The sequence below is a fragment of the Roseateles sp. DB2 genome, assembly GCF_051857535.1.
Classification (GTDB): Bacteria; Pseudomonadota; Gammaproteobacteria; order Burkholderiales; family Burkholderiaceae_C; genus Roseateles_B.
This window is the reverse complement of sequence record NZ_JBPZGY010000015.1, coordinates 70,592-84,732: the sequence shown is the minus strand read 5'-3', so window position 1 is coordinate 84,732 and position 14,141 is coordinate 70,592. Positions and strand designations below refer to the sequence as shown.

The window sequence follows — 14,141 nt, the reverse complement described above, 5'->3', positions numbered from 1 at the left end:
GACTCCTTGCATGGGGACACCCCCGCCGTCCACTCAGGCCTTGCCGGCCGTCGACTTGGACACCGTCTTGCGTGCCGCGGTCTTCGCCGCCGGCTTGGCCGCCCGCGGCTCAAACTCGAACATCACCTTGCCCGCCTTGGCGTCGTAGCTGAGGAAGGCCTTGAACTTGCGGCGAGTCTTGTTGGAGACGAAGTTCTCCAGCAGGTCCGTCTTGCCGGTCTCCAGCAGCTTGCGCATCTGATTCAGCTCGATGGGCTGCTGCAGGATGATCTTGCCGCTCTTGAAGTCGCAGGAGGACGCCGGGCCGGTGCTCTTCTCGCAGACGTAGTTGCTGCCGTGCTCGTAGACAGTGCCGCCGCACTTGGGGCAGGCGCCCAGGGGTTCGGACTGGCTGAAGTCCACGGCCTCGGCGGCCTCGTCGGCCTTCTTGGCGTCCTCGCCGAAGTCGAACTCCAGCTTCCAGTTCTGGAGCTCCTCGTCATAGACCAGGGCCAGCTCGGCGGTGAAGGGCCAGCCCGCCTTGGAGCGGAAGCCTTCCAGCGGGCCGATCTTCTTGTCATGAAGGAACTGCTCGACCTCATGCAGCTCGAAGCTGCGACCGCCCGGGATCTTGCCGATGGAGAAGCCGCAGCCCTCGCCGTCCGCCGGGCCGCTCCCGAGGACGGTGGCGTCCCCACGGGGGACCGCACGCGTACTCGCGGGCGAGGGGCCAGTGCCCTCGCCGGACTTGCCGCAGCAGGTGAAGCGGCGGTAGTTCTCCTTCACCACGCCGCCGCACTTGGGGCAGGGGGTCTTGAGGGTGGCGTAGTCGCCGGGGATGGTGTCGCGGTCGTATTCCTTGGCCTTCTGCACCACGCGCTCGGTCATCTCGGCGATGCGGGCCATGAACTCCTCGCGATTCAGGCGGCCCTTCTCCATCTCGGCCAACTGGTGTTCCCAGTTGCCGGTCAGCTCGGGCTTGGTGAGGTCCTCCACGCCCAGGCCGCGCAGCAGCGTCATCAACTGGAAGGCCTTGGCGGTGGGGATGAGCTCACGGCCCTCGCGCAGCATGTACTTCTCGGTGATCAGGCCTTCGATGGTGGCGGCTCGCGTGGCAGGCGTGCCCAGGCCCTTCTCGGCCATGGCCTCGCGGAGCTCGTCGTCGTCCACCAGCTTGCCAGCGCCTTCCATGGCGGAAAGCAGCGTGGCTTCGGTGTAGCGGGCCGGGGGCTTGGTGGCCAGGCCCTTGACGTCCACATGCTCGGTGCGCACCACCTCGCCGGGCTTCACCGGCACCAGGCTGGCGCCGCTGCCCTCATCCTCGTTCTGCGCTTCCTTGCCGTAGACGGCCAGCCAGCCCGGGTTGACCAGCACCTTGCCGTTGGTCTGGAACTTGTAGTCCTTGCCGCCGGCCTTCACGGTCGAGATGCGGGTCGTGACCTGGAACTCGGCCGCCGGGAAGAACACCGCGAGGAAGCGCTTGACCACCAGCTCGTAGAGCTTGGCCTCGGCCTCGGTGAGGCTGCGGGGCGCCTGCAGCGTGGGGATGATGGCGAAGTGGTCCGAAACCTTGGCGTTGTCGAAGACCTTCTTGGTGGGCTTGATGTAGCCCTTGTTGAGCGCCACGCGGGCATGGCCGGCCAGGGCCTGCAACGGACCGGGCAGGTCCTCGCTGGCGATCATCTCGGCGGTCTGCTTGGCGACGGCCAGGTAGTCCTCGGGGAGGTAGCGGGAGTCGGTACGCGGGTAGGTCAGGACCTTGTGCTTTTCATAGAGGGCCTGCGCGAGGCCCAGCGTGGTCTTGGCCGAGAAGCCGAAGCGCGAGTTGGCTTCGCGCTGCAGCGTGGTGAGGTCATAGAGGCCGGGGCTGCTCTGCGAGCTGGGCTTGCTCTCCTCGGTGACGGTGGCGGGCTGGCCCTTCACCGCGGCGGCGATGGCCTCGGCCTCGGCCTGGGTCCAGACGCGGTCGGCCCGGAGCTCGGCATCGTCCGGGTTCTTCTTCCAGGCGGGGTCGAACCATTTGCCCTCGTACTGGCCGGCCTCGGCGTCGAAGCTGCCGCGGATCTCCCAGTAGTCACGGGCCACGTGCTTGCGGATCTTCTCCTCGCGCTCGACGACGATGGACAGCGTGGGTGTCTGCACCCGGCCCACCGTGGTCAGGAAGAAGCCTCCGTCGCGCGAGTTGAAGGCCGTCATGGCCCGCGTGCCGTTGATGCCCACCAGCCAGTCGGCCTCGGAGCGGCAGCGGGCGGCGTCGGCCAGAGGCAGCATCTGCGCGTCGCTGCGCAGCCGCTCGAAGCCCTCGCGGATGGCCTGCGGCGTCATGGACTGCAGCCACAGGCGGCGCACCGGCTTGTTGATGGCGGCCTTGGCCGTGCCTGCGTACTGCACGATCAGGCGGAAGATCAGCTCCCCTTCGCGGCCCGCGTCACAGGCATTGATGAGGGTCTCGACGTCCTTGCGGCGGATGAGCTTGACCAGGGCATTGAGCCTGCCCTTGCTCTTGTCGATGGGGTTGAGGTCGAAGTGCGGCGGGATCACCGGCAGGTGGGCGAAGCTCCACTTGCCGCGCTTGACGTCGTATTCCTCCGGCGCCTTGATCTCCACCAGGTGACCGACGGCGGAGCTGACCACGTACTGGTCGTTCTCGAAGTACTCGTCGTGCTTGTCGAACTTGCCGGACTGGGGCGTGAGGGCGCGCACGATGTCCTGCGCGACGGACGGCTTCTCGGCAATGATCAGGGCTTTGCTCATGGTCTCTTCTGACGTTCCTGGTGGGGCTGGCCGCCGGCAGTGAAAGCTCTGCCTACAATGCGGCCTCGCGCGCACGCACACGCGCACGCACCCATGATTTCAATGTAACCAACTCGAGCCATGCCGCAAGCCGCCCGCAAGAAGTCCGCCGATGCGCCATCCTCCATGGCAGTGAGAAAGGCGGCCAAGGTCGTCAAGGGCAGCGGGCGGCGCATCCAGGTGCGGCGCTCAGGTGTGCATGGCCGCGGGGTCTATGCACTGACCGAGATACCGGCCGGCGAGGTCATCGTCGAGTACACCGGCGAGCGCATCGACTGGGAGGAGGCCATGGACCGCCACCCCCACGACCCCAGCCAGCCCAACCACACCTTCTACTTCGGCCTGGACGACGGCTCCGTGATCGACGCCCTGCACGGCGGCAACAGCGCCCGCTGGATCAACCACAGCTGCGATCCCAACTGCGAGGCCGACGAGGTCAACGGCCGCGTCTTCATCAAGGCCCTGCGGGACCTGATGCCTGGCGAGGAACTGTTCTACGACTATGGGCTCACGGTGGACGAGCGCTACACCCCCAAGTTGAAGAAGGAATACGCCTGTCATTGCGGCGCGCCGCAATGCCGTGGCACCATGCTCACGCCCAAACGCTGACACTCCTGCCCCACATGGCTGCCAATCATCAGAACTGGGGCGCCGAGTCGCTCTGGCAAGACCTGGAACCGCTGCTGCCCGGCCTGTCCATCGAGGTCCTGGCCCGGACCGACTCCACCAACAGCGTGCTGCTGGAGCGCGTGCGTTCTGAGCACCGCTCCGCCGGCGAGCGCAGCAACGAGCGGGCGGGCGAGCGCGGCGGCTTCGGTCGCCGAGCCCACGACATGCAGCCCTGCCTGCTGGTGGCCGAGCACCAGACGGCCGGCCGCGGCCGCATGGGCAGGCTCTGGCATGCCGAGGCCGGCGCCTCGCTGACCTTCTCCCTGGCCCTGCCGCTGGCACTCTCGGACTGGTCCGGCCTGTCCCTGGCCGTAGGCTGCGCCATGGCTGAGGCCCTGGAGCCCCAGCCGGCCAGCCCGCCCCGCCTGCAGCTCAAGTGGCCCAACGACCTCTGGCTGGACGGCCGCAAACTGGGCGGCATCCTCATCGAGACCGTCACCGCGGGCGAGCAGCGCATCGCGGTGATCGGCGTGGGGCTCAACATCCGGCCGCAAAAGACCGGCAACGAAAGCCAGTTCATGAGCGGCTACGCCAGTCTTGACGAACTCGGCCCCGGACTGACCGCGCCCGAGGTGCTGCGCCGCGTCGCACGCCCGCTGATCCTGGCCGTCACCGGCTTCGCGCAGGGCGGCTTCGGTGCCTGGCAGCATCGCTACGAAGCTCGTGACCTGCTGCGGGGCCGCCCCCTCACGGCCGGAGGCACCGAGGGCGTGGGAGCAGGCGTCAGCGTCCAGGGCGAGCTGCTGATGGACGTGCAGGGGCAGCGCCAGACCATCAGCGCGGGCGAGGTGTCCGTGCGTCTTCAAGCCAGCGAGCCGCCCGCATGCTGAGAATCCTCTTCGTCACAACGCTGCTGCTGAACCTGCTGGTCTTCGTCTTCACCCAGGGCTGGCTGGACGGCCTCACCGGCCTGCGGGCCCGCGGCGACAGCGACCCGGCCCGGCTGCAGCAGCAGGTGAATCCCGAGCAGATGCAGCTGCTGAATGCCCAGGCCGCGAAATCAATACAGGCCCGCAGCTGCCTGGAATTCGGGCCCCTGGTGGGCGACGAGGCCCTGCGCAGCGTGCAGGGCCAGCTGGAGAAGGCCGGCATCGCCGCCTCGCAGTGGCAGGACCTGCGGGCCGAGCAGGCCGGCGTCTGGGCTGTGGCCACCATCCGCTTCCCCAACAAGGACTTCCAGCAGCGCAAGGAAGAGACCTACAAGCGCATGCGCATCAACTTCGAGTACCTGGCCGGCCCGCCCGAAGAGGTCCCCACCATGGTGCTGTCCCGCCATGGCAGCGAAAAGGCCGCCGAGGCCGCCCTGGAAGCCATGAGCCAGCGTGCGCTCAAGGGCCTGCGGGTGATGCAGCTGCAAGCCGCCAGCACCCTGCACGTGCTGCGCTTTGCGCAGGCCGACGGGGTCACCCAGGGCCGGCTGCGCGGCATCAGGGAGCTGGGCGAGGGCCGCAGCTGCAGCGCAGGCGCAGCGGCCAGCGCCGCCAGCGCCAACGAAGCGGCCAGCGCCACCCCGTCAGGCCGCTGAGTCAGGGCTGGCGCCGTGAGCGGCGCAGCAGTGGCACGCTGGCCAGCAGGGCCAGCAGCCAGGCCGGGCTCATGGCCCCGCCGCCACCGCCGCCGCCGGAAGTGGCAGGCGGCGGGGCCACGCTGGCCAGGGCGGCGCGTGCGTCCAGCATGCCGGCGCCGCAGGTGCTGGTGGTGCAGTAGCACTCCAGTTGTTCTGAGCCGCTGGGGGCCGCGCAGGCCGGCGGGTTGACGTCGCCGGCTGAACTGGCGCCCGTGGTCGGGAAGGGACGCACGGTGCTCACCAGGGCCTGGCGGACTTGGTCAGGCGTCAGATCAGGCCGTGCAGACAGCAGCAGTGCTGCGACACCAGAGACCAGGGGCGCAGAGAAGCTGGTGCCCACCGACGCGTCGCTGTTGGTGTAGGCGTTGTCATTCGCGACCGGCCCCTGCTTGCCCGAGTTGGTGGTGCTGAGCATGGGATAGAGACAGGCGCCGCTGGCATTGACGCAGTTGCCCCCCGGAGCGGCCAGCGCGACCTCGGGCCCCACGCTGGAGAAGCCCACCTTGGTGCCAACGTGGCGCAGGCCCGCCACCGCGATGACGCCGCTGCAGTTGGCCGGCAGGCCGACCGCCAGGCCGGACGTATTGCCCGCCGCAGCGACGATGACCGCACCCTTGGCGCGCACCGCGGCCACAGTTTCGGCGTACATCGTGGCGGTGCTGCTGCCGTCACTGCAGCTGCCGCCGCCGCCCAGGCTCATATTGAGCACCCGCGCAGGCGTGGGATTCAAGGGCAGGCCAGGGACGGCGATGCCCGCCGCCCAGCGCATGCCTGCCCAGATGTCGGAGTCATACCCGCCGCACTTGCCCAGCACCCGCACCGGCAGGATCTTGCTGGACCAGCTGACACCGGCAATGCCGACGCCGTTGTTGCCAGCCGCGCCGATCAGGCCTGACACGCGCGTGCCGTGCCAGGAGCTGTTGGCGACATCGTCATAGGTACAGCCGCTGATGCTGCCCGCCTCGATGTCCGCGTTGCTGACCCAGTCGCCGGGGTCGCTGGCATCGCTGTCAGCCCGGTCGCCGTCGTTGGCGATGGCCAGGGCGTCGATGTCATTGGTGACCGCGCCGATCATGTCGTAGCCAGGCAGCAGCTTGCCCGCCAGGTCAGGATGGTCGTAGCGAACGCCGGTGTCCAGCACGGCGACGACCACGCTGCTGCTGCCCGTGTTGAGGTCCCAGGCACCTTCAGCATTGATGCTGGAGACCAGGTCCTTGCTGGGCGGCATCAGATACCACTGACCATGGCCATTGTTGCCCTGTGCCTGGTTGACCTGCGGATAGAGGGGGTCGTTGGGCACGGTGACGGCACGCCGACGCTGGTCCACGGCCACAAACTCGATCTCGCCGTCACGAGCGAGACGGGCCGCCAGGGCCTCGGAACTCAGCCCCCTGGCCAGCATGACCTGGGTGCGCTCATCCAGGCTGTGGTGGGCGCGCAGGGCCAGACCCGTGCGATGGCCCAGCCCCTCGGCGCGGACGCGGGCAATCTGCCGCGCGGTGGCCACATCCACTCTGGCGCTGAGCGCGTGGGCACGCACGCTCTGGGCACTGGCCTTGAAACGCACGACCACCCGGCCAATGGGCTCCGCCCCCGGGGAGGGGGCAGCGCTCGGGGCGGTCGCGGACTGGGCCTGCAGGCCCAGGGGGGCCGCCAGGGCGGCCATCAGCAGGCCCAGGGCCAGCGGACGCAGGGATGTCGGAAGAGACATGCGAAAAGCTCCAGATCGGGGACGGTCCATGGCCCGGCAGTGTAGGGATATCCGGGCCCCGTCAGACGCAAAGACAGGCTAGGCAAAACACGCAGGCGACAGGCCGGCGCAGGCTGAGTGCGCCGACAGGCTCGATCACGCACAGTCACCAGCAGCCATAACCAACAGGCGGCGTCAATACTTTTCCAGCCATCTAGTAACAAATTACACCTGTCACTTCTTACATAGTAATTCATTACATCCTGACTTTCCCTTTTCGCTCCTCGGCACCTTGATGCAACGCAAATCTTTTGCCATAGACTCCGGCCGCACCGCCAACATTGCAACTTCAGCCATATTCAATCTGTCAATTCGACATTGGCCGTTTCGTTTTCGTCCAGGCATCGCCCACCATGCAGTCCCCTACAGCAGTCAATACAACCGCGCAAGGTGCCGCGCGGCCGGAGGCCATATGGCTCCGTATTGGCATACTGTTGATTCTCATCGTTGCCTTTGTATTGGGTCTGATTGCGTTCCTGAATTACGCAAACTATAGAAAAACCATTCACGAACTCAACCAGAACAGCATCATGGTGCTTGCCAGGGATCTCCGGCAGGCCATCACACTGGGCCTGGCCGCCGGACTGCAGCCACAGGAAAATGCCCAGCTGAACACCATCATTGGTGAAATGCTGCACAAGCATCCCGACATCGACTACATCGCCGTCATCGGAAACAGCAGCAGGGAGCTGGCCAAAGGAAACGTCAGCACAGAATCTAGAGAAATCTGGTCAAAGAAGTATGCCGAAGCCGGCGCAGACCAGATTTGGCAAGTGCAGGATGGCACCAATGACCAGATTGGCCTGTCTTACGCCAACGATTTCGGCGTCAAGGCAGGCGCGGTGGTGATTTCCTACAGACGTACTGCGGAGGAGCAGCAGACGCACCGAATGGGCCAGCAACTCAGCCAAGATGCCCTCCTGAATCTCGTCGTATTTGGCGGCATCACGCTCGCAGGTGTGTATCTGCTGGCGCGCCGGATGATGGGAAACATCAACAAAGTGGCCAGCTATATTCAGGACGCATGCAATGGCACGACCGCCGTGCCGCTGGATGATCATTTGCTGGACGAACATACCCATGGCGCCGTTGCCGATTTCGTGGCGACAACGCAAGAGGTTTCCCAACAGATCGCAGCCCTTGAGCAGCAGCTGAGCCTGTTACCTGATTCAAAGACCCGTTGAGTCCAGCACCATGGATGCACTGCGAATCAGGCTGACCATTTTCATCTCTGCCCTGCTGGTCGTTGCGGCCATGCTTCTGACCTGGCTCACTCTCCAGCGCTTCGAAGACAACATCATCCCGGAGATGGAGCGCACCACCAAGATTATCGGTGAGTCCGTATTTTCTGTTTTCGAGCGTGCACACCAGTACGGCATCGCCCTGCCAGACATGGTTGGCGCCAATGAATTCATTGACGAGGCCATGCGCGAACATGCTGGACTGGCCTATATGTATGTCGCCGATGCGGGTGGCCAAGTCCTGTTCAAGAACTCTGCCAATGCCGCCGACGGGGCCTTGCCCACCACCTGCGCGTCAGATAGCACCACTTTGCAGGGCGCCTATTTCCACACCTGCATGCGCATCCAGCTTTCAGGTGAAAACTGGGCATCGCTACACATAGGACGCCCGGCCTCCTTCGTGACCGAGCGCATGCGCGCCATTTTGTATGACCTGCTGGCAGTGCTCGTGGTATCCGGCCTGATTGCGGTGGAACTACTTCGATTCACCCTGACCTTTGTCTTTGCAACGCCGATGAATGCCACGCAGATCCTGCTGCGAAAGGTCAAGGAGCGAGATTTCTCATACCGTCTCCCGCATGAAAGGCTCGGGGGCATCGCTCAACTTGGTCGCGCCTTCAATCTCGCAGTGGATGCACTCAACCGCCGCGTCCTGGCGCTGCAGCGTCGATGGGACTCCGCCACCCTTGCGAACCATCCAGATTTCAGAAACCTCGTTGAGAAAAACAAGTTCAGCGCAGCCAGCAAGCAGAATGTCATTGAATGCGCGGCCGTTGACCATATTCGCTGGCCGTTTTTCCTTCTGATATTTTCAGATTCACTTTCCCTGTCCTTCTTTCCGGTTTTCGCAGGCCAGTTCTACACCGCCATCGGCGGGCTCTCACGCGAAGTGGTGGTGGGCTTGCCCATCTCGATTTTCATGTTCACCTGGGCCTTGTCCATGCCCTGGGTGGGCACCTGGAGCGACAAGGTAGGCAGCCGAAAGGCCTTCCTCGTGGGGGCGGGCATCACCACCATCGGCCTGCTGATGACCGCCACCGCCAGCAGCCTGACGCAATTGCTGGTATGGCGCAGCCTGACCGCCCTGGGCTATGGCCTGGCATTCATCACCACGCAAAGCTATATCAGCGTGAACACGCCACCAGCCCAGAAGACCAAGGCGATGGCGACTTTCATTTGCACCTTCTTCGCTGGCTCACTGTCAGGATCGGCCATTGGCGGCATCCTGGCAGACCGTATCGGCTATTCCTCCACCATTTTGTTGTCAGGCCTCCTCAGTGCTGCGGCCGCCTTTGTGGTTCTGAGTTTCATCCATGGTAGCGACGCCGCGGCTTCGCCGCGCCGCCCCCCGGGTATGAAGGAATTCAAGCGCCTACTTTCAAATCCGAAGTTCGTGCTGGTGACGTTCTTTGCAGCCGTTCCATCAAAGATTGCGCTGTCAGGCTTTCTCTATTACACCGTGCCGCTTTATCTCAAGCTGCTCGGAAACAGTCAGTCGACCACAGGGCGAGTTCTCATGGCCTACGGGCTGGCAATCATCTTCCTGTCACCCTTCATCGCCAATCTGGCTGATCGATTCGGGAAACTGCGTTGGTTTGTCGGCCTAGGGGGATTTCTATCAGCAACGGCCATGCTGAGCCTGACCTCATTCGAGTCCCTCACTGGCGTGCTGATCAGTACCACCCTCTTGGGCGTCGCCCATGCCATTGGCGTCTCGCCGCAGTTGTCGCTGATCAACGAATGCTGCAAGGAGCTTGTCCAGGAAATGGGCGCCGGGACGACGACCGGTATTTTTCGGCTGATCGAGCGCCTGGGCAACGTCCTCGGCCCCATTCTCGCCGGCCTGTTGATTGCGCGATTCGGTTTCTCCGGGGCATTCGTTGGTATAGGCGCCATTGTCATGACCTGCGCCCTCGTTTTCATGCTCGGCCTGCAATGGCTCGAATCCGGCGAAAGAGCCACCACCCAACCCAAGCCGCTTTGACCCCATGAAAGCCATCCGAAGAATATTTGTGCCGCTCATATCGGCGCTGATACTGCTCTCGCCGGCAGTGGCGAGCCAGCAGCCGCGCCCTCTGAAGATCATGATGATTCTCTACCGGGGCACGACGGACGCGGAAAAAGGGTTCATGTCCTATTTCGACAAGCACGCCATTCCGGTCGAGTTCATCGTGCGAGATGCCCAGGCTGACAACCAGCGCGTGAGCGAATTCGTCAAGGAAGCTCGGGCCATGCGGCCGGACCTGATCTACACATTCGGAACGACCGTGACCTCCAAGGTCGTCGGCACCCTGGATGAAAACAGCAGGGAAGAGCGCGTCACAGATATTCCAGTCGTCTTCAATGTGGTCGCGGACCCGCTGGGCGCCAATATCACAAAGTCGCTCAAGTCCTCGGGGCGCAACTTCACCGGCGTGACCCACCTGGCACCACTCACCGCGCAGATTCAAGCCCTGCTTGCGATGCGCAAGGTCAAGAGCCTAGGGGTGCTGTACAACCCCTATGAGAAGAATTCGACACTGACCGTCCAGGATCTCAAGGCAGCAGCGGAGAAGAATGGAATTTCCGTTCAAGTCGGTCAACTCGCCGCAGACGGGCAGACCCAGCCCACCGTGGAAATGCTGAGGGGCGCTCTTCATAATCTGCTGGCAAAGCAGCCTGACTTCATTTATCTGCCCTCTGATTCTTTCCTGATCAAGCATGCCAGAACGGTCGTGGACATGGCCCGCGCTGCCAGGATCCCTGTATTTGCCGCAACAGAGGCGCCGATTCGAAATGACGGCGCGCTGATCGGGCTGGTTTCCAACTATTTCAGCGCTGGCGAACTCGCAGCCCACAAGGCCGAGCAAATCCTGCTGAAGAACGCCCAGCCTGCAGCCATCCCCATCGAACCGCTCAACCGGTTCACTTATCTCATCAACATGAAATCGGCCAAGCAACTGGGGACCTACCCGCCAGTCTCGCTATTCAAGGTCGCCGAGGTCGTCAACGATTCAGCGGACGCGCGCGAATAGCCTGCCGCGCGTTCCAGACATTGAATTCATCCGATACGCAGTTTTTGCGGATGGGCTCAATCCCGTGGGGATTACCCCGCTTTATTCAACCAGGAGATCAAAATGACCAAGCTGAACGAAGAAATCAAGAAGGCCGAACAAGACAACGTGCCGGCCGTGCAACCCAGCGTCGAGCAACTGACCGAAATCGTCGAAGCCGAACTGGAAGTGCTGTCCGGCGGCGTTCTGGACATGGAAGCTGAAGGCTGCGGCGGCTACAGCCGTTACGAAGCCAAGCACGCCAAGAGCTGATCACCGCGAGCATCGCCGGCACCGCCTGAAAAGGGGTGCCGGCCTTGCACGCGCTGTGTGCGCAAGGACCTGCCGGAGCGTCTCGCTAACCGAGACGCTGGCCGCGCCCGCCACCTGGCACGGCACCGTCAGGCTCCTCTGCCGATCACGGCACGGCTACGTCACTTGCGGGCCATCGGCCCGACCACAACAAATCTAGAAATCATGGGATCTGCAGCCGCTCTTGCGCCCTGGCGCCATGGCGCGGGCCGTGCACGGCTGCGCAGCCATGCTCACCTGCCAGGCACCTGATGGAAGCACCGCTCACCTATTTCCCGAGACCATCGACGGTCCTGTCGGGAAACCAGCCTGCGGGCGAACCACAGCGCTTTCACACGCTCAGCGTCATCCTCAAAGTGACGGAACGCTGCAATCTTGCCTGCCCCTATTGCTATTTCTACTTCAGCGGCGACGACTCCTACCGCGAGCATCCGGCCTTCGCCGACGACCAGATGCTGAGCCGGACGGTCTCATTCATCGTTGACGCCATCCGCGAGCAAGGCATCCGTCAGGTGCAAGTGGGCCTGCATGGCGGCGAACCGCTGCTGCTCAAGCCTGCACGCTTCGACGCCATCTGCCAGGCCTTGCGCGATGCCATCGAGCCCTTGTGCGAACTGATGCTGCTGGTCCAGACCAATGGTGTGCTGCTGGACGAGCGATGGGTCGAGGTGCTCGCCAGGCATCAGGTCCGGGTCGGCGTCAGCATCGATGGCGACCCGGCCACTCATGACCGCAACCGCATCACCAAGAAAGGGCGCGGGACCTATGCCGAGACGCTCAAGGGATGGCGGCTTCTCAACAAGGCGGTGAAGGACGGCCGCGCGGCCTCCGCCAGCATTCTGGCGGTCGTGTCCCCCGATCAATCCGGGGCTGCGCTCTACCGGCACTTTCGCGAGGAGCTGGATGCAGATGGCATGAACTTTCTCCTGCCTGACCTCACGCACGACGCTGAGCAGGCGACACCCGAACACATCGACGCCTGTGGCGACTTCTTGATTGGCGTCTACAACGCCTGGGCCGGGCTCGGTGCCTCGAGCAGCCGCGGCAGCGTGCGCTTCATCGAAGAGATTGTCGGCCCGTTGCTGGACGATCGGCTGTGCCGCCGCGCGGCGCTGGGCCGGCGACGCCTGCCGAACCAGTTTGCCATCTCCACCGATGGCGAAATCTGCCCTGACGACGTCATCCGCGGCTTCGCGCCGCGACTGCGCAATCTGCCCTACCGGGTAGGCACGGACCAGGCGGCCAGCTTGCGGCAGAGCCCGGTCTGGCAGGAGTTGGCGCAGGCCCAGGCCCAACTGCCCACCGAGTGCGGGTCCTGCCTATGGCGCAACATCTGCGGGGGGGGTGCGCTGGCGCATCGCTTCTCCAGCGCCCGAGGATTCAACAACCCGAGCGTCTATTGCGCCGGCCTGAAGAAGCTGTACCGCCACGTGGCCGCAAGCCTGATCCAGGCGGGCGCCTCGCAGGAAGCCATGGAGCGCCGACTGCTGACCGAGTGGACGCCTGCAACGACCAAGCAAGAGGTGGCTCATGTCTGACATCTGCTCTTCATCGGCACCGGACTGGATGCTCTCGCTTCTTGTTCCCCTGCATGGAAGCCAGCCTCAGGCAGGCGCCCATGCGCTGGCCACCGCACTGGCCAAGACGACCTGGCGCAGATTGCAGCAGGCCTGCCAGGACGATGGGCAGTTTGCCGACCTCTGCGTGGCGCTGGCCGGCATGGAGCTCCAGGAGTGGCCGACGACGGCCGCCTGGTGGTGCCCCGAGCTGGGCATGGCCATGGCCCACTTCAGGCGGGGCCGCCTGCGCGACAGCGTTCTCTTTTTCCTTCTGGCGGCGCATGGTGCCGGCGTCTCGGGCGAGTGGGAGCTGCCTCTGGCCCAGGCGCAGCGTCTGTCCTTCGCTGGCAATCTGTTCAACGCGGAGGGCCGCGTGAAGGCCCGCTGCCACCAGGGCAGGCTGCAACTGTGGGTGCTGGCCGCCCCTGCGGCGGCGTTGTGCTGGCAACGCGCTGGCGCCCGCTGGGTGCTGGAGTCGGGCCAGGAGGCCTCCCCCATCTGCCAGCTCGCGTCAGGCGCCGCACTGCAGCGCCCGGGCTTCGAGGACAAGATGGTCCAGTCATGGACCCTGCCGAGCAGCTACCAGAGCGGCGACGACCCCGAGGTGAACTGGCCTCCCTCGCTGCCAGAACCCGAGCTTGGTCATGACTGGCGCACCCAGGTGGCCATGCAGGCCAGCGATGCGCTGGGCCTGCTCGGCGAATTGCATCCGAACTACCTGCCCTGGTGCCAGCCGCTGCTGCGCGGAATTGCGGCGTGCAAGGTCCCCAACCCGCAGATGCTCATCAGCGGCAGCTACCGCACGCATGCCGGCATGTTGACCGTGGGATTCCCGGTCCAGCTGCCCCTGCTGGCCGAGACACTCGTTCACGAGATCAGCCACCAGTACTACAGCCTGCTGAGTCTTGCCGTTCCACTGATCGACAAGCAGGTGGCCACGGGCCTGTACTACTCCTCGTTCAAGCGGAAGCACCGCCCGCTGGAGAAGATTCTTTTCGCCTTCCATGCCACCGCCAACATGGCCTTCTACTGGCACCGGGTGCTGCAGCAATCCGGGCCTTGGCAGGATCTTGCGGATCGGGAACTCGGCAAGCTGGTGGGCTACATCGGCAGCCTTGCGCAGACGCTTCGGGATGCCCCAGGCCTGAGCCCGACAGGACAGGCCTGCTTCGCGCTTCAGTCGACGATGCTGCTGGAGCGCGGCCTCTCCCTGACAGAACTGGCGCCGCACTGAGCCGC

The 14,141-nt window shown here is 64.5% G+C and carries 11 protein-coding genes; 9 read left to right on the top strand and 2 right to left on the bottom strand.

The window, feature by feature from the left end; genetic code table 11:
• Positions 1–33: 33 nt before the first annotated feature.
• The gene (locus tag ACS5PK_RS19075; RefSeq protein ID WP_439441852.1) at positions 34–2,733 is read right to left on the bottom strand and encodes a DNA topoisomerase III; all 2,700 of its coding nucleotides are present in this window, start codon (positions 2,731–2,733) and stop codon (positions 34–36) included.
• A 165-nt stretch (positions 2,734–2,898) separates the two neighbouring features.
• Here ACS5PK_RS19075 and ACS5PK_RS19070 point away from each other — a divergent pair, with 165 nt between their 5' ends.
• The 3 genes from ACS5PK_RS19070 to ACS5PK_RS19060 are packed head-to-tail and all read left to right on the top strand — an operon-like array spanning position 2,899 to position 4,966.
• Positions 2,899–3,381 (top strand): SET domain-containing protein, encoded by a 483-nt coding sequence (locus tag ACS5PK_RS19070; RefSeq protein ID WP_439441870.1) that lies wholly within the window; start codon positions 2,899–2,901, stop codon positions 3,379–3,381.
• A 14-nt stretch (positions 3,382–3,395) separates the two neighbouring features.
• A complete protein-coding gene (locus ACS5PK_RS19065; protein ID WP_439441851.1) occupies positions 3,396–4,271 on the top strand; it encodes a biotin--[acetyl-CoA-carboxylase] ligase in 876 nt (291 codons plus the stop codon).
• Positions 4,265–4,966 carry a hypothetical protein gene (locus tag ACS5PK_RS19060; protein WP_439441850.1) on the top strand — a complete coding sequence of 234 codons (702 nt, stop codon included), beginning with the start codon at positions 4,265–4,267 and terminating at the stop codon, positions 4,964–4,966. Before ACS5PK_RS19065 ends, ACS5PK_RS19060 begins: the two co-directional genes overlap by 7 nt.
• A 1-nt stretch (position 4,967) precedes the next feature.
• Here the strand turns inward: ACS5PK_RS19060 and ACS5PK_RS19055 are convergent, their stop codons facing one another.
• Positions 4,968–6,719, bottom strand: a complete 1,752-nt coding sequence (locus ACS5PK_RS19055; RefSeq protein ID WP_439441849.1) for a S8 family peptidase — start codon at positions 6,717–6,719, stop codon at positions 4,968–4,970.
• A gap of 392 nt (positions 6,720–7,111) precedes the next feature.
• Here ACS5PK_RS19055 and ACS5PK_RS19050 point away from each other — a divergent pair, with 392 nt between their 5' ends.
• The 6 genes from ACS5PK_RS19050 to ACS5PK_RS19025 all read left to right on the top strand — a co-directional run bounded on the left by ACS5PK_RS19050 (position 7,112) and on the right by ACS5PK_RS19025 (position 14,136).
• A complete protein-coding gene (locus ACS5PK_RS19050; protein WP_439441848.1) occupies positions 7,112–7,942 on the top strand; it encodes a hypothetical protein in 831 nt (276 codons plus the stop codon).
• Between the two features lie 10 nt (positions 7,943–7,952).
• Positions 7,953–9,983: an MFS transporter gene (locus tag ACS5PK_RS19045; protein ID WP_439441847.1), complete on the top strand. Its 2,031-nt coding sequence runs from the start codon at positions 7,953–7,955 to the stop codon at positions 9,981–9,983.
• Between the two features lie 4 nt (positions 9,984–9,987).
• Positions 9,988–11,013, top strand: a complete 1,026-nt coding sequence (locus ACS5PK_RS19040; RefSeq protein WP_439441846.1) for an ABC transporter substrate-binding protein — start codon at positions 9,988–9,990, stop codon at positions 11,011–11,013.
• A 102-nt stretch (positions 11,014–11,115) separates the two neighbouring features.
• A complete protein-coding gene (locus ACS5PK_RS19035) occupies positions 11,116–11,304 on the top strand; it encodes a hypothetical protein (RefSeq protein ID WP_439441845.1) in 189 nt (62 codons plus the stop codon).
• 290 nt (positions 11,305–11,594) lie between these two features.
• Positions 11,595–12,881 (top strand): radical SAM protein, encoded by a 1,287-nt coding sequence (locus ACS5PK_RS19030; protein WP_439441844.1) that lies wholly within the window; start codon positions 11,595–11,597, stop codon positions 12,879–12,881.
• On the top strand, positions 12,874–14,136 hold the full coding sequence (locus tag ACS5PK_RS19025; RefSeq protein WP_439441843.1) for an aKG-HExxH-type peptide beta-hydroxylase: 1,263 nt from the start codon (positions 12,874–12,876) through the stop codon (positions 14,134–14,136). Before ACS5PK_RS19030 ends, ACS5PK_RS19025 begins: the two co-directional genes overlap by 8 nt.
• Positions 14,137–14,141 lie beyond the last annotated feature (5 nt).